At 48.5% G+C, this 19,901-nt stretch carries 17 protein-coding genes; 13 read left to right on the top strand and 4 right to left on the bottom strand.

All coding sequences use genetic code 11. The features are described from left to right. Positions 1-77 precede the first annotated feature (77 nt). Positions 78-1,097 (bottom strand): adenosine kinase, encoded by a 1,020-nt coding sequence (locus JMX98_RS10605; protein ID WP_201586476.1) that lies wholly within the window; start codon positions 1,095-1,097, stop codon positions 78-80. A 58-nt stretch (positions 1,098-1,155) separates the two neighbouring features. After that, complete coding sequence (gene rsmI / locus JMX98_RS10600) at positions 1,156-2,055, bottom strand: 16S rRNA (cytidine(1402)-2'-O)-methyltransferase (RefSeq protein ID WP_201586474.1); 900 nt, start codon at positions 2,053-2,055, stop codon at positions 1,156-1,158. 219 nt (positions 2,056-2,274) lie between these two features. Between rsmI and JMX98_RS10595 the strand changes: the two genes are divergently transcribed. From JMX98_RS10595 to hisC, 8 genes are all read left to right on the top strand, one after another. Beyond that, positions 2,275-2,712 carry a YraN family protein gene (locus JMX98_RS10595; RefSeq protein ID WP_201586472.1) on the top strand — a complete coding sequence of 146 codons (438 nt, stop codon included), beginning with the start codon at positions 2,275-2,277 and terminating at the stop codon, positions 2,710-2,712. 264 nt (positions 2,713-2,976) lie between these two features. Continuing rightward, positions 2,977-3,822: a BON domain-containing protein gene (locus JMX98_RS10590; protein WP_201586470.1), complete on the top strand. Its 846-nt coding sequence runs from the start codon at positions 2,977-2,979 to the stop codon at positions 3,820-3,822. Positions 3,823-4,076: 254 nt separating this feature from the next. Continuing rightward, complete coding sequence (locus tag JMX98_RS10585; protein WP_201586462.1) at positions 4,077-5,090, top strand: alpha/beta hydrolase; 1,014 nt, start codon at positions 4,077-4,079, stop codon at positions 5,088-5,090. Positions 5,091-5,247: 157 nt separating this feature from the next. After that, positions 5,248-5,499, top strand: a complete 252-nt coding sequence (locus JMX98_RS10580) for a BolA family protein (RefSeq protein WP_100749029.1) — start codon at positions 5,248-5,250, stop codon at positions 5,497-5,499. 154 nt (positions 5,500-5,653) lie between these two features. Beyond that, positions 5,654-6,931 carry a UDP-N-acetylglucosamine 1-carboxyvinyltransferase gene (murA, locus tag JMX98_RS10575; RefSeq protein WP_105244203.1) on the top strand — a complete coding sequence of 426 codons (1,278 nt, stop codon included), beginning with the start codon at positions 5,654-5,656 and terminating at the stop codon, positions 6,929-6,931. 198 nt (positions 6,932-7,129) lie between these two features. Next, positions 7,130-7,822: an ATP phosphoribosyltransferase gene (hisG, locus tag JMX98_RS10570; RefSeq protein WP_198336455.1), complete on the top strand. Its 693-nt coding sequence runs from the start codon at positions 7,130-7,132 to the stop codon at positions 7,820-7,822. Positions 7,823-8,278: 456 nt separating this feature from the next. After that, positions 8,279-9,574, top strand: coding sequence for a histidinol dehydrogenase (hisD, locus tag JMX98_RS10565; protein ID WP_201586460.1), 1,296 nt, complete (start codon positions 8,279-8,281; stop codon positions 9,572-9,574). Between the two features lie 109 nt (positions 9,575-9,683). Beyond that, positions 9,684-10,826, top strand: a complete 1,143-nt coding sequence (gene hisC / locus JMX98_RS10560) for a histidinol-phosphate transaminase (RefSeq protein WP_201586458.1) — start codon at positions 9,684-9,686, stop codon at positions 10,824-10,826. Positions 10,827-10,890: 64 nt separating this feature from the next. Here hisC and JMX98_RS10555 read toward each other — a convergent pair whose 3' ends face one another. Both JMX98_RS10555 and JMX98_RS10550 read right to left on the bottom strand, forming a co-directional pair. Next, positions 10,891-12,534, bottom strand: coding sequence for an anthranilate synthase component I family protein (locus JMX98_RS10555; protein WP_201586456.1), 1,644 nt, complete (start codon positions 12,532-12,534; stop codon positions 10,891-10,893). Positions 12,535-12,537: 3 nt separating this feature from the next. Beyond that, complete coding sequence (locus JMX98_RS10550; RefSeq protein WP_201586454.1) at positions 12,538-13,773, bottom strand: beta-ketoacyl synthase N-terminal-like domain-containing protein; 1,236 nt, start codon at positions 13,771-13,773, stop codon at positions 12,538-12,540. 617 nt (positions 13,774-14,390) lie between these two features. Between JMX98_RS10550 and JMX98_RS10545 the strand changes: the two genes are divergently transcribed. The 5 genes from JMX98_RS10545 to JMX98_RS10525 all read left to right on the top strand — a co-directional run. Continuing rightward, positions 14,391-15,500 (top strand): EcsC family protein, encoded by a 1,110-nt coding sequence (locus tag JMX98_RS10545; RefSeq protein WP_201586452.1) that lies wholly within the window; start codon positions 14,391-14,393, stop codon positions 15,498-15,500. 535 nt (positions 15,501-16,035) lie between these two features. After that, positions 16,036-16,410: a 30S ribosomal protein S12 gene (gene rpsL, locus JMX98_RS10540; protein WP_201573638.1), complete on the top strand. Its 375-nt coding sequence runs from the start codon at positions 16,036-16,038 to the stop codon at positions 16,408-16,410. 206 nt (positions 16,411-16,616) lie between these two features. Then, positions 16,617-17,090, top strand: a complete 474-nt coding sequence (gene rpsG, locus JMX98_RS10535) for a 30S ribosomal protein S7 (RefSeq protein ID WP_105244196.1) — start codon at positions 16,617-16,619, stop codon at positions 17,088-17,090. 342 nt (positions 17,091-17,432) lie between these two features. Next, the gene (gene fusA, locus JMX98_RS10530; RefSeq protein WP_201586450.1) at positions 17,433-19,559 is read left to right on the top strand and encodes an elongation factor G; all 2,127 of its coding nucleotides are present in this window, start codon (positions 17,433-17,435) and stop codon (positions 19,557-19,559) included. Between the two features lie 236 nt (positions 19,560-19,795). Continuing rightward, positions 19,796-19,901: GTP-binding protein (locus JMX98_RS10525; protein WP_087553676.1), on the top strand; the 106-nt coding region annotated here is incomplete at its 3' end.

Here is a 19,901-nt window from a genome sequence, read left to right as displayed (position 1 = left end):
CCGTTTGCCAAAGATTTAGCCATTTTTAGCCCATTTAGTCATAAACGCTTGAATTAGGGACACGCCCTACATGCTTATTAAGCGGATAATACGCGCTGCGCAATCTCTTTATATTCTTGGGAGGCAAGGCGCGGGCCAAATTGCTGAATGACTTGGGCGGCGACAGCGCTTGCCAGACGACCACACTCAGGCAGGCTATAGTGCTGCGATAGCGCATATAAAAAAGCGCCCGCGTAGTTATCACCTGCGCCATTGGTGTCGATGACATTGGCCACCGCTGGCGTGGCGACTTCATAAATCTCCAGCTCTGAGTGGTCATCTGACTTATGAGCGATGATTGCGCCATTCGCGCCATCGGTGACGACTGCGGTCTGGCAATATTCAAGGAGCGCGCGGGCGGCGGCTTTGATTTGTTTTTTGTCAGTAAATAGCTTGGCCTCTTCGCTATTACAGAATATCACTGCAACTTTATTGCCGAGCATATTGAGTAGGCCGTCTTTGGCAAACTTCACCACCGCAGGGTCGGCGAAGCTCACCGCGATTTTGGCGTTATGAATACCTGCTTGCTGGCGCAGTTTGATCATCGCAGGTTGGATGCTCTCAGTCATCGCCAGATAGCCTTCTAGATACAGCCAGTCGGCTTGTGTCAGCGCGTCAAAATCGACGTTTTCTGCTGTGATGTCGCTTGAGGTTCCAAGATAGGTTTGCATGGTACGCTCGCCATCTTCGGTCACCGCCACCACACAAGAGCCTGTGACGCCGCCTGTATGTACGGATTTTTTTGAAGTAGCGACGCCTGCAGTGTGCAAGTCTTTTAGATAAAACTCACCTTGAGCATCATCACCGACGCGGCAAGCATAAAACGGCTTGCCACCGAGGCTGGCAAAGGTGTACATGGTATTGGCCGCTGAGCCGCCACCAGCTTGTTTTGAGGGTGCGATTTCTGCCAGTTTGAAATACGCCAGTAGCTGCTGCTGCTCCTCGATAGCCGCTAGCGTCATATTGCCTTTGGTCAGATCCGTTTCTTCTAGGGCAGCATCGGACAGTAGGTACTCGTGGTCCACCAAGGCGTTGCCTATCGCCATTACATCGTACATTTGCTCTCTCCTCACTCAATGATTAATTTGTTGGTATAGTATTTTTTATAACCACAAGCTATTTTGCTTGTAGCTCAAGCAGGCGCTGATAGAGCGCGTTTTTTTTCACGCCAGTGATATCAGCGGCCAAGGCGGCGGCTTTTTTGACCGATAAATCCTCCAGTAGACGTTGTAGTAACGCATCGTGCACACTGATGTCGTCGGCGTCTTGTGCGGTATGGTCACCTGCGACTACCAAGACGATTTCGCCGCGCTGCTGATTGTCATCGGCTTTGACAAACTCAATCAAGTTGCCAAGCGTGCTTTTGTGCACAGTCTCAAAGGTTTTGGTCAGCTCACGGCAAAACGCCACTTCACGATCAGCGCCAAATATCGCCGCCATGTCCGCTAAGCTTGCCAGAATGCGGTGCGGCGCTTCATAAAATATCAAGGTTTCGGTGCGTGTCATTAAGGCGGTCAGTTGTTTTTGGCGACCGTGAGTTTTGGCAGGCAAAAACCCAATAAAGCTAAAACGATCTGATGGCAGCCCTGCGACCGATAGCGCGCCAATGGCAGCCGATGCACCCACCACAGGTGATACTCTCACGCCAGCGGCATGCGCCGCTTGTACCAACTGATAGCCTGGGTCACTGACCAGTGGTGTGCCAGCATCACTGATCAAAGCGACGGAATGGCCTTGCTGGATCATCTCGATAATCTTTGGCGTTTGGATGGCGCTGTTGTGCTCATGATAGGCCCATAGCTTATTATGCGCTTTGGGCGCGCCAGCCTCGCTACTGTTATCTTTGGTATGGATACCAAAGTGCGATAGCAGTTTGCCGGAGGTGCGGGTGTCTTCACAGGCAATGATGGCCACTTGTTTTAAGACATCGATGGCATGCGGCGTCATGTCGCTCAGATTACCAATCGGCGTGGCAACGATATATAAACAAGCTGGCATCGCGGTAGGGATGGACATGAAAACCTCTGTTATAAAAGTCGGGCATACAATATAGCGCCACGCTCTATCTTGGCGTTTGATGTGTGGTCTTTAGCACAACATCATAATAAAGACTGTAACAACCCCATGAATGCAGACCATGGTGACAGACCAAATAGATAGACAAGGCGTAAAAGTGGTTAGTTTATCATGTTGTGCTATGATAATTCTGAAATGTTCAGCAGGTAACTTGCTCTTATGACCCATCACAAACCCTTACGCCTTAGCTCGCCCAAGCAGCGTCAAGGCAGCTTGTTTGAGCAGCGCGCTTGTGCATTTTTGCAGGCGCAAGGCTTGACGCTGATTGCACAAAACTGGCAACAACCCAAAATCGGCGAGCTTGACTTGGTCATGCTAGAGACGGGCGCGGCATGGTCGACCCTAGTGTTTGTCGAAGTGCGTCAACGGCGCCAATCAGGGTTTGGCGATGCGCTGCTGAGCGTCACCAAATCCAAGCAAAACAAACTCATCAAGGCGGCGCGCTATTTTTTGCAGCAGCACCCTGAGTATAGAGATTTTGATTGCCGGTTTGATGTCATTGCTTATGATACCGCAGGCAAGCACAAACTCGCAGAAGCCCACATGTCTGAGTCGCCGCAGTGGCTGATAGGCGCGTTTATGGCAAATGCTTGGTAAGGCGGCATTGGCTTTTTTACTTATATGACTGAGCATAATTACTGAGTACACTTGGCGCGCTTGATGATGATTCTTGTTGTATTAATGAGTCTGAGCGTGCGCGAGCGATGCCAAGGTGTTTGTCGGTTGAGTTATCGTTACCAAAAGCCTAAGCGTTCACCCAAAAAATTGAGTAAAGTAGCTCAATAAAAAAGCGATGGCATGCCTTGCTCATCAATCATCGCCAATATCTTACTTATTTCATCAGGCTCTAAGAGGTAAATCATGACACGGATGCACTTGCGCACTGTTATTTTTGGCTCATCATACCGCATGACGATAGGTGCTGTGCTGCTGGCAAGCGTCATTAGTACGGGTTGTACCACCAATTATCTGACCAACAGTACACAAGGGACTTATGGTGTACCCATGACTGAGCGTACCATTCCGCAGCGCCTGCTGGATCGTAGCATCGAACACACTGCCAAAATCAATGTTTATGGTCTAAAAGAAGACTTGCAGCAGACCAGCCGCATGAGTATCGATAGCTTTAATAGTGAAGTACTGCTGACCGGTGAGGTGCCAAGTGCTGCGATTAAGACGGAGATAGAAAACGTCGTCAGCTCCATGCCAGATGTGCGCCGTGTCTATAATGAGCTGACCGTCAGCGCCTCAAAGGGCTATAGCTCGACTGTCCATGATGGTTATATCACCTCAAAAATGCTGGCAAAAGTCGCGACAAGTAACGGCGTCAAAGCCTCCCAAATCAAGGTGGTGAGCAACAACGGCGTGGTCTATGTCATGGGACGTGTGACACCGACGCAGCAAAGCCACTTAATCGATATCGCCAACGACACCGTAGGAGTGACCGAGCTTGTGCTATTGACGACCGTTGTCGACGATAGAGGGGTAAAGATTGGTGAAGACGATATTATGTATGAGGACAATCTGGCCAATCCGGCGTTAGCGCCAGTTGTGCAGCGCTCGGCTGCCGCGCGCGTTGCTGATGAGCCGGGTAGTGCAGTCGCGCCCAGCCCAGCCCGAGCCACCACGCCTATAGTGGTGACCGAAGAGGGTTCGCCTATCGACTCCTCTGCTAGTGAGAATGTCGATATTTATCAAAATCCGTAAATACCTCATTTCATCGTGAGCCAGTGCCTCGATTGTATTTGGCGCTGATATAGCCGCCGCTGATGACAAGAAGCCTAAACACGAGTAACAGCAAAAACACGAGAAATCTTTTGGCAGCCAGTAAACTGATTACTCTGTAAATGAATGGCTAGATGAGTGACTATATGAATGGCTATAAATAATCCGCGGTAAGCGACTGGTGGTACGTGGCTAGCGATAAACAATTGGTGATAAGTGAATAAAGGACACTGGCGATGAAGGATCTCAAAACACGCAAGCGGCATCATGACCATGATGATGGCCACAAGCAACAGCACCGTCGCAAGACAAATACAAAAAGCGCTGACACTCAAGCAGCAAGTAAGAAGGTGCTAAAAGTGACGGGCGCGGCGCTGCTGGCAATTGGCGGCGCGGTGCTGGCAAGCCAAAGCGCGCAGGCGTTATCACCCTTGACTCTCGTCAATGGAATTACCTCAGGCGGCGGTGTTGGGGTCAGCAAAGACATCTTGTACGGCGATCAGCCCTTACAGGATTTAGATATTTATTACCCCAAGCCGTTGACCCGTGCCATGACGGCACAAAGCACGATCAGTGATCGTTATCCAATGGTGGTGTTTGTCCATGGCGGCTCATGGGAGAGCGGGAGCAAAGAGCAATACGCCTTTGTCGGCCAGAGTTTGGCGCAGGCAGGCTATGTCACAGCGGTGATCAATTACCGTAAGGCGCCTGAGCATGTCTATCCCGCTTATGTCAAAGACACCGCGCAGGCGATCGCTTGGAGCCTAAACAACGCGGCCAGCTTGTATGCTGACCCTGCTCGTGTGGCGGTGGTTGGACACTCTGCTGGAGCGTTCAACGCCGTGGCAGCGGTCGCCAACGAGGAATTTTTGGCCCCTTATCATATCAAGCCAAGCGCTGTAGGGACAGTCGTCGGCATCGCGGGGCCATACAGTTATGACTTTCGTAAGTTTGATAGCGCATCGGCCTTTGCCGCCGCTGCCACGCCAGATGAGGTGATGCCCGATCGTCATATCAGAGGAAAGCAGCCGCCTTATTTATTATTGACGGCCGAAAAAGACGACATCGTCCACGACAGCAATACCATCAAGATGACGCAAGCACTAAAAGCAGCTGGCGTTTCTGTCAAAAACGGTGAAATAGCAGGTGCCAGCCATGCGACCAGTATTGGGGCGATGGCACCGCCGCTACGCTGGGTCAATGACGTGCGCGCGCAAGTGCTTAGCTACCTAGATGACGCTCTTAAATAACGATAAAGAGTGAAAGGCATTGTGGGCACGACTGATTGGTCGCTAGTGCATCATAAAACATGGTAAAGCAAGACAATACTGTAAGATAGCCAAACTCTTGTTATAATGTCTTCACTTTATATTCATACCCTATTTTATATTTAAGGCAGAGAGATTTATGAGCATGAACGCTGACGACTTGATTGCATTTTTACAGACTCATTTTCCAGACGCTTTTATTCAAGCGGCCAATCAAGGCAATAAGTTTGATGTGCGCGTGGTCGATGCCAGCTTTGAAGGCAAACGCAGCGTTCAGCGTCAGCAAGCGGTATATGCGCTGGTTAATGACAAGATTGCCAGCGGAGATATTCATGCGCTCAATATTCAAGCATTGACGCCCGCTGAGTGGGACGCTCAATCAAAAGGCTAAACGTCACTCTTTATGATGAGACGTTATGCTTAAGCCTGTTCATTAGACGCCTCAAGCCTGCTGTTTCATTTATTGTCTAAATCGCAGGTTTTGGTGGTTTGGTTTTTATTTTTTATATTCATCTTTTTATACTCATCGCTAGGTTGCCACTTTTATGGATCAATTTTTAATCACGGGTAGTAGTCGTATTGCAGGGGAAGTTACGATTTCAGGAGCCAAAAATGCCGCGCTGCCGTTACTTGCGGCCATGATATTGGCTGAGACCCCAACGACATTACATAATGTGCCATCGCTACAAGATGTGCGTACCCTGATTGCATTGATCGGTGGTATGGGCATCCACATTCAAAAACAAGGTGATACGGTCACGTGCGATACCAAAACCATCGATAATTTTTATGCGCCCTATGATTTGGTCAAGACCATGCGCGCGTCGATTTTGGTATTGGGGCCGTTGCTGGCACGTTTTGGCGAAGCAGAAGTCTCATTGCCAGGTGGCTGCGCGATTGGCTCGCGTCCTGTCGATCAGCATCTCAAAGCCTTTGAAGCCATGGGCGCTACTATCAGCGTCGAAAACGGCTATGTCAAAGCGCAAGCGCCAAAAGGCGGCAAACTAATCGGCTGTAACTTCTCATTTGACATGATCACGGTCGGCGGCACTGAAAACGTCATAATGGCCGCCGCGCTGGCTAAAGGTACTACAGTGCTTGGCAACTGCGCGCTGGAGCCAGAAGTGGTGGATTTGGCCAACATGCTGGTCGCGATGGGTGCCAAGATAAGCGGCATCGGTACCTCGACCATGACCATCGAAGGCGTTGAGCGTTTGCATGGTTGTGAGTATTCAGTAGTGGCGGATCGTATCGAGACAGGCTCTTATCTGGCAGGCGCGCTGATGACTCGCGGTGATGTATTGGCCAAAAACACCTCTGCGCTGTTATTGACCCCTGTGCTAGAGAAGTTTGAAGATATGGGCGCGGTGATTACCACAGGTGATGACTGGATTCGCGCGCAAATGACGGGTCGACCAAGACCTGTCAATATTCGCACTCAGCCGCATCCTGGTTTTCCAACAGATATGCAGGCGCAGCTCATGGCGATTAGCTGTCTGGCCGATGGCACCAGTACCTTTATCGAAAATATCTTCGAAAACCGCTATATGCATGTGCCAGAGCTCAATCGTTTGGGCGCATCCATTCAGGTGGACGGTCATACTGCCGTAGTTACGGGCGTCGAAAACTTTACCGCCGCGCCCGTGATGGCGACCGATTTACGCGCATCGATGTCCTTGGTGATGGCCGCGGCGACCGCCGAAGGTGAGAGCTTGATCGATCGTATTTATCATATCGATCGCGGCTATGAAAACGTAGAAAGCAAACTGCGTGCGCTCGGCGTCAATATCGAACGTATCAACAGCAACAACAGCAACGACTAGGCGGCAGTTTTTTGCTGGTTTTTGTCAGCAACTACATAAAACCATGCCTTAAGTCAGTCAGACACTGAACGACTCAGTAAACTCTTATGCGTCAAGCACTTCAATGATTGGCGCATGAAGGTTTACCCCATCGCTTAGCAATGATAAATTCACGCCCCGCTATCGGGGATGCCAACTGTACATGGACACGATGTCATTATGACCGAAGCAAGCACCCGCCAATCAAATGATGGTTTATTAAACCAAGTCAATGAGGAATTTTCAGGCTTAACGCTGGCCTTATCTAAAGGCCGTATTTTAGAAGAGACCATGCCTTTGCTGCGCGCAGCGGGCGTTGAGTTGTTAGAAGACCCTGAAGCCTCGCGTAAGCTTATTTTTCCAACCTCAAACCCCAATGTACGCGTCTTAATCTTGCGTGCCAGTGATGTACCGACCTACGTCGAGCATGGCGCTGCGGATTTTGGTGTGGCGGGTAAAGATGTACTGCTTGAGCACGGTGCCAACCATGTGTATGAGCTGCTGGATTTGCAGATTGCCCGGTGCAAATTGATGACCGCAGGCGTAAAAGACGCGCCATTGCCCAACCGTCGTCTGCGTATCGCCACCAAGTACGTCAATGTGGCTCGGGCGTATTTTGCCAGCCAAGGCCAGCAGGTCGATGTGATCAAACTATACGGCTCGATGGAGCTGGCACCGTTGGTCGGACTCGGAGACCTTATCGTTGATGTGGTCGATACAGGGAACACCTTGCGTGCCAACGGCCTTGAAGCCCGTGACCATATCTGCGATGTATCGTCACGCCTCATTGTCAATCAAGTCAGTTACAAGCGTAAGTTTGCCTTGCTTGAGCCAATTTTGGACAGCTTTAAAGACAGCATTGCGAGTGCTTAACAGCTCAGTGTTTGATGCCTTAGTGTGTCATTCATCCATACTTGCAAAGACAATGTGCTTCATTGGTAATATTAAGTACAGTGATGCAAATTTTTAAACCAGTTTGGCGCTCTATGATAAGCATAGCGTGCTAAACTGGTTTTATTGTATGGGTTTGTCAAAACATAAAAGCCCAGTATAATCTAAACCGAACTCTAGGGCCTGTCCTCAATTCAATCGATAGCCATCTAAATGGGCTAAAAATGGTTAAACCTGGCCAAATGGTGTCAAATAGCTGACTAATATCTCAATATTATCTGCGCTATTTTCCTTGTTTGACGGCGATTTATCTCATTTTTATCGCCATTTTTAAAATGAGGACACGCCCTAGCCACAGATACGTATCACAGTATCAGACTCGCTTGTTTTTACTCGTTAATGTTCCGTAGCATACATGCTCAGATATAGGATTAGCTCATGCGCCAGTTAAGTACCCAAGATGCCGATTTTGATAGCCAGTTGACCGAATTGCTTGCTTTTGAGACGGTCAATGATGCCGATTTGTTAACGACTGTTGATGATATCATCGCGCAAGTGCGTCGTCAGGGTGATAGCGTGGTACTGGCATTGACTCAGCAATTTGACCAGCATCCAGCGACTACCATGCAAGAGCTAGAGCTATCTAAGGAGGCACTTGCTGAGGCCTTTGAGCAATTAGACGATACGGTGAAAACCGCCCTAAGCACGGCAGCTGCGCGCGTACAGAGCTTCCATGAGCGCCAAGTCCAAGATAGCTGGCAGTATGAAGATGCGCTGGGCAACCGTTTGGGGCAAAAAATCACCCCGCTGGATCGTGTCGGCATCTATGTGCCAGGTGGTCTGGCCTCGTATCCCTCATCGGTTCTGATGAATGCCATCCCAGCCAAAGTCGCTGGCGTGAGTGACGTTATCATGGTCGTGCCAGCGCCTAATGGTGTGCTCAATCCACTGGTGCTGGCCGCGGCACACTTGGCACGAGTGGACCGAGTCTTTACCATCGGCGGCGCCCAAGCGGTTGCTGCGTTGGCATATGGTACCGAGACGATACCAGCCGTGGACAAAATCACCGGCCCTGGTAATAAATACGTCGCTGCGGCCAAGCGCGCAGTATTTGGTCAAGTGGGCATCGATATGATTGCTGGCCCCTCTGAGGTGCTGGTGTACGCAGAAGGGCAGGCGCAAGATCGCGCAGACTGGTTGGCGATGGATTTGTTGTCACAAGCAGAGCACGACCGTATCGCCCAAGCCATCTTTGTAACGACCAGTCGCGAGCAGCTCGACGCGGTGGCAGCTGAAATCGAAAAAGCCTTGAGCGAGCTACCAAAAGCGGATATTGCGCGCGACTCATTACAAAACCGCGGCGCGCTGATTTTGGTCAAAGACCGTGCGGAGGGCATGGCAGTGATCAACCGCGTGGCGCCTGAGCATTTAGAGCTGTCGGTCGATGAGCCTGATGCCTTGCTCGCTAATATTCGTCATGCTGGGGCGATTTTTATGGGACGTCACACCCCTGAGGCCATCGGTGATTACTGTGCAGGCCCCAACCATGTACTACCGACATCGGGGACGGCGCGTTTTTCTTCACCGCTTGGTGTTTATGATTTTCAAAAAAAATCCTCTATCATCTATTGTAGCGAAGCGGGCAGTAAGCCTTTGGCCGAAACGGCAGATATTTTAGCGCAGCGTGAGGACTTAGAGGCCCACGCGCGCTCAGCTCGTTATCGTTATCAATAATCGGCGTGTCAGAGTGGCGTATGTTTTTACGCCAACGAGCAAGCGGTAGTTTTTTAAATATTAGGTCTGTAAACTTTGATAGTCTTTGTGGCTAATAGTAGGATAACTTATGAATGAGTTAAAGATAGATACCAGACTTTGGTCATCCAAAGCACGTAACTTGTCACCTTATGTACCAGGTGAGCAGCCGCAACACGACAATTTATGTAAATTAAACACCAACGAAAACCCGTTTCCACCCTCACCTAAAGTCGGTGAGGCCATTGCTCAGGTCTTAGCGCAGCAGGCGGATGATTTGCGCTTATATCCAGCGCCTGAGTCTGATGAGTTGCGCGCCGCTTTGGCTCAGCTATATAACCTTGATGCCAATCAAGTGTTTGTCGGCAATGGTTCAGATGAAGTGTTGGCGCTGGTATTTGCCAGTTTTTTCTTAAAAGAGCGCCCTGTGCTCTCGCCTGACATTGGCTATAGTTTTTATCCAGTGTATGCCCATACTTTTGGTATAGAGCTGGTGCAAATTGCGCTAGAAGACGATTTTAGTATCGATCCGGATGCTTATCGTCAGCCTTGTAGTGGCATCATTATCGCCAACCCCAATGCGCCGACAGGACTGCTATTATCGCTTGCGGATATTCGTAAGTTGGCAAGCGAGCATTCAAACTCGGTGATTGTGATTGATGAGGCGTATATCGACTTTGCGCAAGTAGAAGAGGGTAGTTTGGAGACTGAGGTTTCAGCTGTGAGTCTTATCAACGAGTGTGATAATATTTTGGTCACCCAAACGTTTTCCAAATCGCGCTCACTGGCAGGTTTGCGCGTTGGGATGGCCTTTGGCAATGCCTCATTAATTGAAGCCTTAACACGCATGAAAAACAGCTTTAACAGCTATCCGCTCGATAAATTGGCGCAAGCTGGGGCGACGGCAAGTGTGTTAGATGTAGAGTATTTTGAGCAAACGCGTCAGCAAGTGATTGATTTACGTGAGTCGTTGACGGCAGGCTTACAAGCATTGGACTATGAGGTGTTGCCTTCGCATACCAACTTTGTGTTTGCGCGTCCTAAAGAGGGCAATGCCAGCGAGGTCGCCGCCGCCCTACGTGAGCAAGGCATCATCGTGCGTCACTTTGACAAGCCGCGCATCAATGAGTATCTGCGTATCACGGTCGGTACCGCCGAGCAGCACCAAAGATTGATAGCGGCGCTGACGGTATTGCATGCAGATAGCAATACGATAGATAGGGCTGCTGAGTAGGTAGCGCCAATCCCTATCAGTATCATAACGCCTGTCAGTATCATACTGTGCAGGCTTTTTTATGTCAGGGTTTTTGCGCCAGCACGTCCAATAGATTGCCCACTTTATCCAGACACTCTTGATACTCAGCATCGCAGTCAGAGGCCACCGTGATGCCGCCGCCCGCCCATAAATTGACCTGCGTGTTTTGCTGCGGCGCATGGCGCGCTTGTAGCGTGCGTATCAGTACATTCCACTGTCCACTTCCATCAAAATTCATATAGCCCATGGTACCGCAGTATGCGCCGCGCGGTGCTTGTTCCAACTCAGAGATGATTTCGACAGCGCGTTTTTTGGGCGTGCCGGTGATAGAGCCTGCTGGCAAGCTGCCAAACAACACCGTAAGCGGATGGGTGTCGTCTTTTAGCTCGGCGCGAATGGTGCTGACCATATGATGGACATTGCTAAAGCTCTCGATAGCAAACAGCTTGGGCACTTTGACGCTACCGATTTTGGCATACTTGCCCAAGTCGTTACGCAATAAATCGACGATCATGACGTTTTCGGCGCGATCTTTTTCACTATCGATCAGCTGCTGCTTATAGGCATTATCTTGTGTGGGGTTGGTGCTGCGTGGCATGGTGCCTTTGATGGGTTTTGTGGTGATATGATGTTTGCCGCTATTAGATTCTTTGGTAAAGGTAAAAAACAGCTCAGGCGAGCAGCTTAATAGCTCAAATTGAGCGTTAACGCTATGCGGGTCACGAGCATCGAGGCTATTGTCGCTATTATCAAACCTATCGTCATCATGCGGCTGGGTTTGTAAGTACCCTGCAAAGGGCGCTTGGGTGTTTTGATGGAGCGCTGGCAAATAATCGATCAGACTTATGGCCTGAGTGGATGTACTCTCGCTCGTCAGCTGTCCTGTCCATTTTTGGGTCAGGTTGATCTGATAGCAGTCGCCTTGCTCTAGGTAGTATTGGGTTTTATCAAAAGCGGCTTGATAGTCATGTTGGTGCCAGCGCGGCTGTAGGTATAATGGTGCAGGCGTTTTTGCAATGCTATTAGTTGCTTTAGATAGCTGTTGTTCTAGTGAGTCTAAGCAGGATATCAGCGAGTCAAGCGTTGGGTCCGTCTCATCTGCTACTGTATAAAGCCCTACGGTACGTAGCGCCCAGCCATGACCGCTATCGCAGGGCGTCAGATATATGTCGTAATGCCCCAATACTGCACAGGGCTGCGCCGCCAGCTCGATAGCGCGCGCTGGGCTCAGCTCGTGAGCTGCGATGTCATAGCCAATAAATCCTATCAGCCCGTGGTGATAGTGCGGTGGCGCGCTAGGATCTGCTTGGCTATTTGTGTCGGTCTGATGGGTTTGACCATAGGCAATGAGCACTTCTTGCCATGCTTCATAGCTCATGGTGCGGTAAGTGGCCGCGTGGTTGTCGCCACGGCGGCGGCCAACGATGGTATAAGCGGCAGGCTGTCGGGGCTCGGGTGTGGTCGGATAGACAGACCAAGCCATTTTGGGCAGCAAGCCAATCACTGGCCGTCCAGCATTGTTTAGCCAAACCAGTTGCCAGTTGGCCTGAGCGTCTTGCTTGAGTAAGTGGCGCTGCAGCTTTGGCAACAGCTCAGCTGCACCCAGCGCACCAAAACGCCAGCTAGGGTGAGTAGCTGGCGATGGGGTGGGGTTTATGTGATTGGTAGAATGAGTGTTTACAGGCATTATTTAGGCGTCAAACTTTTTGATGATTAATGTGGCATTGGTACCGCCAAAGCCAAAGCTGTTGCTCATGATGGTCTCAAGTGATGCGTCACGCTTGTCAGTAACGATATCAAAGCCTTTAGCAGCAGGGTCTAGCGCTTTGACATTGATGCTTGGAGCGATAAAGCCTTCTTGTAGCATAAGTAGGCAATAAATCAGCTCTTGCGCGCCGACAGCGCCGAGACTATGACCAGTCATCGACTTGGTAGAGCTGATCGCAGGTACTTTGCTGATATCACCATCAAACACCTGCGCGATGGCTTTGAGCTCGGTGATATCGCCCAGTGGCGTACTGGTGCCGTGGGTATTGATATAGTCGACGCTCTCTAGCCCTGCGTCTGCCAAGGCTTGTTGCATACAGCGCACTGCGCCTTCGCCGCTAGGGGCGACCATCTCAGCGCCATCAGAGCTGGCACCGTAGCCGACGATTTCTGCTAAGATATTGGCGCCGCGTGCCTCGGCATGTTCTAGGCTTTCGACCACCACCATCGCGCCACCTGCAGCGATGACAAAGCCGTCACGGTCTTTGTCATAAGCTCTAGAGGCAAGGGTTGGTGTGTCATTATATTGAGTACTGACCGCGCCCATGGCATCAAACATACAAGACTGGGTCCAGTGCTCAGCCTCACTACCACCAGCGAGTACCACATCGGCTTTGCCAAGTTGAATCAGCTCGGCGGCATGGCCAATACAATGTGTCGAGGTGGCACAAGCTGAGCTAAGAGAGTAAGACACCCCTTGGATTTTAAGTCCTGTGGCCAGTGCGGCCGATACCGAGCTGCCCATGGTTTTTGGTACCGCCATCGCGCCGACGCCGCGCAGACCTTTGGCGCGCATCGCATCGATGGCACTGACGATGTTTTCTGTCGATGCACCGCCCGAGCTTGCCACCACCCCAACTCGCGGGTTGCTATTGATGGTCTCAAGTGACAAGCCTGCATGCTCGATGGCGCTCAATGCACTGACATAAGCATAAAGGCTGGCGTCACTAAAAAAACGTTTTAGTTTACGGTCGATGCCAATGGTATCTAGCGTCGACTGATCAATACTGCCGCTGACCTGCGATTTAAAGTCGTGCTCAGCATAAGACTCGTTAAATGTGATGCCAGACTGTCCTTGTTTGAGTGCAGCAGTGACAGTGGCCAAATCATGTCCGATACAAGAGACAATCCCTGCTCCAGTGATAACAACGCGGCGCATATTCTATTCCTTCTGAGTAATAATTTTTAGTAATTGCTGTCCCTATATTTTACTTATAGGTCGTCTAGAGCGGGTTTTTATTAAACCTCATCTTTGATATGAGCAGGCTCTAGATAATGGTGCTGATAATAATAGTAAGTAAGTGATACGATAAGCTTGAGAGTATAGCACTTGAGAGCAGCGCATATGATACCGTATCAGTGCCCCAAAATCTTTGTACAAGTGCAAAATAATCACAAAACTGCCCCAAGCACCAAATAGCGCTACAGCTATCAGCAAAAGCGGCCAACAGTACAAGCTTATTAAACCCATGCTCATCTGTCATCATAAGAGACAAAAACAGTTATAAACACGTTATACTTTTAGATACAAAACTGGTGACGGTAATAACATTGTTGGCACTGACAGGAAGACAGATAATTGACTAAGATGACACATCTTCAAATACTATTTATCATATATGACGAGTTATCATGTATCACGAGCTTGGCGCATGACAAATAGCAATAACAAAACTAAAAAACACCACACTCAGCATAAAGCTGATTGGCGTTGATTGTTAAATAAATTGATTGTTAAATAATACAACAACCATTCATCATATTAAGGATAACCAGATGGCAAAGCGTAGCACTCTCTCGAAGGGCGTCAGCAGTATCGGCGCATTTACCCGCAATAATTTAGAGCGTATGGGCGCTGTGATTGATGGCATGAATGCCAAAACCAGCAAGCCGCGTCAATACAAAGCCGTAAATTTAGGGGACAACGACTATCAGCAAGACCTGTTTCGTGAGCAGACATTAAAGGCCACTCAGCAGCTGCTTGGCCCACGTTTTGCTACTTATGGTAAATACGCCAAAAAAGTGGTGCCCAATAGCTTGTTTCAATCGACCCTTGATGGTGCATTTGCGCAAGTGGCCAAGCTCGCTTTTAACTGGAGTCAGATTGATTTGCCTCATGAGCATCGCTTTGCCAATATCGAGAGCTTAGATGACGAGCAGCGTTATGCCTTAGCGACAGATATCGCCAACCAAAACCGCGCACTTGCGACCATGGGCGGTCTGACAGGCTTGGCAGGATTGCCAGGACTGCTTGCCGACACTTTATGGTTGCTATTGGTTTCTCTACGTACCGTTTATCAGCTGGCGGCTGTATACAACAAACCGATGACCGGCACGCAAGGCATCAAGATGGCTTATGAGCTGCTTGCCAATGCTGACCTGAGTAAAATGCAAGAAAAACAAGCGCTGCTGGCGGGTATAGGCATTGGTAAAGGGCTGCTAGACAATGCACAAAACAACGGCTTGCATAATGAGCTAAAAAACCTCGGCTTAAAAAATAAAAACGTCAATTTTTATGCCGAGCAAGTAGACCGTGTCGCCAGTCAAGTGGGTATTGATTTAGACCAGATTAACTTGTCATGGGTGCGCCGCTTACTGCCCGCCACCGCTGTCGTTATCGGTATGCGTTACAATAGCCAGCTGATTGATGAGGTCATCGGCGTGGCGCAAGCAACCTTTGCCCCAGAAGCCAAATTGGCAAACCGTGCTATCACTGATGACAGCAGTAGTGAAGTTAAGGTCGATAAAGCCGGCGATAATGCGCAAAAAACAGATGAGCAGGCTGAGCAAACAGACGCAAAAAACACAGACACAGCAAAAGAGTCAGCGAAGAAGGACGCTGAAAATAAAGATACTAAAAGCAAAGAGCATAAAGACAAAGGCTGATAAAAAGTCTGCAGAGCAATCGTCCGCTGATAAGTAGGCGCAGCAGCCATATATTACTTAGGGGCGCGTTAGAGAGATAACAGGCGGGCCTTGGCCTCTAAGCGGGTTCTAAGCGAAGTCTATGTCTAGCGCAGAAGGCTTCACACGCACTTGAAAAACGCGCCAATGTCGCCATTTATCTTGTACAAGTTTTATCTGCTTGCCTGCTTTGTCTATTTTTTGCTTATTTACTGGTTTGCATACGACTACATACGACTACATACGACTATGTTGTGTTAGGCGCTTAGCCAACACTTTAGCGGTTCTCGCTGCATGATAGTTAGCGAAAAACAGATAAAGTGTTATAGTAAGCAGCTGCATGCATATCTACCACAGGTTGTAAAGTGAAACCATTCATAAGTGGTTGAAATAGCAGCAACAACTCTTTATAATACACTGTCCTAAAAATGGGTGCGTCAAAATCTGGCATTTATGTCAGATAGCTGGCGTGTTTCCCCATTTTTTTGTTTTATACCAAACGGGAGAAGGATGCCTTATGGCAACAACTAACCAATTGATTCGTAAAGGCCGCAAGTCCATCAAGGAAAAGTCAAAAGTTCCTGCGTTGGAAGCGTGCCCACAGCGCCGCGGTGTATGTACTCGCGTATATACTACCACGCCAAAAAAACCAAACTCTGCCATGCGTAAAGTATGTCGTGTACGTTTGACTTCAGGCTATGAAGTATCAAGCTACATCGGCGGTGAAGGTCATAACCTACAAGAGCACAGTGTTGTTCTTATCCGTGGTGGTCGTGTAAAAGATCTACCAGGTGTACGTTATCACACCGTTCGCGGTGCACTTGACTGCGCAGGCGTTAAAGACCGTAAGCAAGGTCGCTCTAAGTACGGTGCTAAGAAGCCTAAAGCTTAATAACTAAACGTTATTTGCTTAGCTTTTAGTACTACCCAATAACTGTGCATGGGTTCGGTGTCGATGGTAATTAGATTGATAAGATGTAACTTACCCTTAAACATACCACCATGCAGTAAGGCTAACTGACAACTCATCACTATGCTCTATGATGACAAGTATGATGTTGTGAATGTTGGACACTCCTGAAGACAAGGAAATTTATTATGCCAAGACGTCGCGTCGTTGCTGCCCGTGAGATCCTACCGGATCCTAAGTTTGGTAGCCAAACTGTTGCAAAATTCATCAACCATGTAATGAGTCATGGTAAAAAATCTACTGCTGAGCGTATCGTTTATGGTGCACTTGAGACAGTTAGTGCAAAACGTAATATCGAAGATCCAGTAGCTTTCTTTGAAGAAGTCTTAGAAAACGTACGCCCAATGGTCGAAGTAAAAGCTCGCCGTGTGGGTGGTGCTACCTATCAAGTACCAATGGAAGTACGCCCCTCCCGTCGTACTGCCTTGGCAATGCGTTGGTTAGCCGAAGCTGCTGCTAAGCGTTCTGAAAAATCAATGTCTCTACGTTTAGCAGGCGAATTGAATGACGCTGCTGACGGTAAAGGCGCTGCTATGAAAAAGCGTGACGAAGTTCACCGCATGGCGGATGCTAACAAAGCATTCTCACATTACCGTTTCTAAGCTGCTTTTTAATAGTAGCTTGAGACTAATGGCTCATGCTCATTAGTCCTACATTGTTGTTTATTCTACTGATTGCCGCCATCATCGTTCCGTCATATATAAATGTTATTTATTAATGACTGAGGTGGCGGACATCTATCAAGATGTTTCTCTGAGAAATACAGTTTTTGCTAGAGAACATCCCGAATTTGATGCCACACTATTCTTAGTATTTGCTCTTTTGTTGTCCGTATTAGGTTCAATAATCAGTAAGTAATATCACGAAGCTCACCGCTTTGTCATAGAGTATTAGGCAGAGACACAACACATTATTATATACACGAATTTCCCTAGGAAAACACTATGGCTCGTAAAACTCCCCTAAAGCGCTATCGCAATATTGGTATCTCAGCGCACATCGATGCTGGTAAGACGACCACTACTGAGCGTGTTTTATTCTATACCGGTGTTAGCCACAAACTTGGCGAAGTACATGATGGCGCAGCCACTATGGACTGGATGGAGCAAGAACAAGAGCGTGGTATTACTATTACCTCAGCAGCAACAACTTGTTTTTGGTCAGGTATGGCTAAACAGTTTGACGAACACCGCATCAACATCATCGATACCCCAGGTCACGTTGACTTCACGATTGAAGTTGAGCGTTCTATGCGTGTTCTTGATGGCGCTTGCATGGTTTACTGTGCAGTAGGCGGCGTTCAGCCACAGTCTGAGACCGTATGGCGTCAGGCAAACAAATACAAAGTACCACGTCTTGCGTTTGTTAACAAAATGGACCGTGTTGGTGCTGATTTTTATCGCGTCATCGATCAAATCAAAACGCGTCTAGGCGGCAAGCCAGTACCATTGGTTATCCCAATCGGAAAAGAAGATGACTTTGAAGGCGTTATCGATCTAGTCACCATGAAAGCTATCTATTGGGACGAAGCGTCTCAAGGTATGCAGTATGAAGAGCGTGAGATTCCAGCTGAGCTACAAGACAAAGCAGAAGAATACCGTGAGTATCTCGTAGAAAACGCTGCTGAAGCTTCAGAAGAATTGATGAATGAGTATCTTGAAAATGGTGAATTGACTGAAGAGCAAATCCACAGCGCACTTCGTCAGTTGACTATCGACAACGAAATCATCCCAATGCTTTGTGGTACTGCCTTTAAAAACAAAGGTGTACAAAAGATGCTAGATGCGGTTATTCAGTATCTACCTGCACCAATCGACGTACCAGCAATCAGTGGTATCTTGAACGATAAAGATGAAACTGAAGCGACTCGTGAAGCTTCTGATGATGCACCGTTCTCAGCACTAGCATTCAAAATCATGAACGACAAGTTCGTTGGTAACCTAACCTTCGTTCGTGTCTACTCAGGTGTGGTTAAGCAAGGCGCTAGCGTTTATAACCCAGTAAAAATGAAGCGTGAGCGTGTTGGCCGTATCGTACAGATGATGGCAGACTCTCAACAAGAGCTAGAAGAAATCCGTACAGGTGATATCGCCGCATTGGTAGGTATGAAAGACGTAACCACGGGTGATACGCTTTGTGACGAAAACAACGTTATCACGCTAGAGCGTATGGAATTCCCAGATCCAGTTATCTCTCTAGCAGTTGAGCCAAAGACCAAAGCTGACCAAGAAAAAATGTCAATTGCTCTAGGTCGTTTGGCCAAAGAAGATCCATCATTCCAAGTTCGCACAGACGAAGAGTCTGGTCAGACCATCATCAGTGGTATGGGTGAGCTACATCTTGAGATCTTGGTTGACCGTATGAAGCGTGAGTTTAACGTAGAAGCAAACATCGGTGCGCCGCAGGTTGCTTATCGTGAGACCATTCGTACCTCAGTTGAACAAGAAGGCAAGTTTGTACGTCAGACTGGTGGTCGTGGTAAATTCGGTCACGTTTGGCTACGCCTTGAGCCGCTTGATCCAGCAGGTGATGTTGAGTACGAATTCGCTGAAGAAGTTGTTGGTGGTGTGGTACCAAAAGAGTATCACGGTGCGGTCGACAAAGGTATCCAAGAACGTATGCAAAACGGCGTACTTGCAGGCTACCCAGTGGTTGGCGTAAAAGCGACCTTGTACGATGGTTCTTACCATGACGTCGACTCGGATGAGCTATCATTTAAAATGGCTGGTTCAATCGCGTTCCGTAAAGGCTTCTTGGCAGCAGACCCAGCATTACTTGAGCCTGTGATGAAAGTAGAAGTTGAAACGCCAGAAGAATATATGGGCGATATCATGGGCGATCTAAACCGCCGCCGCGGTATGGTCCAAGGCATGGAAGACTTGCCTGGTGGTACTAAGCAAATTCGTGCTGAAGTACCATTAGCAGAAATGTTTGGTTATGCCACCCAAATGCGCTCAATGTCACAGGGCCGTGCAACTTACTCAATGGAATTCCAGAAGTATGCTGAGATTCCAAAATCAGTTGCAGAATCTATCATCTCTAAGTACAACTCTAAAGACGATGACGAGTAAATAATGCTCATAAAATGACAATATAAAGCATATCTTTATATTGTCAGCGAAGAATCCGCCAATAACTTGTTAAAAGACTTGTTATTGGCCGTGATTTTCTTATAATATCTGCACATTAGTATGTGCAACCTTTTAACAATTATTTTAATGTGGTCTCTACTGCTTTAGCTTTTATCTATATGAAATTTAATATTTATATCAGCTAAGCGCCGACCCCAAAAAAAGAGGAATTACCCATGGCAAAGGCCAAGTTTGAACGCAACAAGCCACACGTCAACGTCGGCACCATCGGACACGTTGACCACGGTAAAACAACCCTAACCGCCGCTATCGCAACCGTAG

The sequence above is a fragment of the Psychrobacter sp. HII-4 genome (genome assembly GCF_904846595.1).
Lineage (GTDB): Bacteria > Pseudomonadota > Gammaproteobacteria > Pseudomonadales > Moraxellaceae > Psychrobacter > Psychrobacter celer.
The sequence above is the reverse complement of the archived record's forward strand: the minus strand, read 5'-3'. Positions and strand labels throughout refer to the sequence as shown.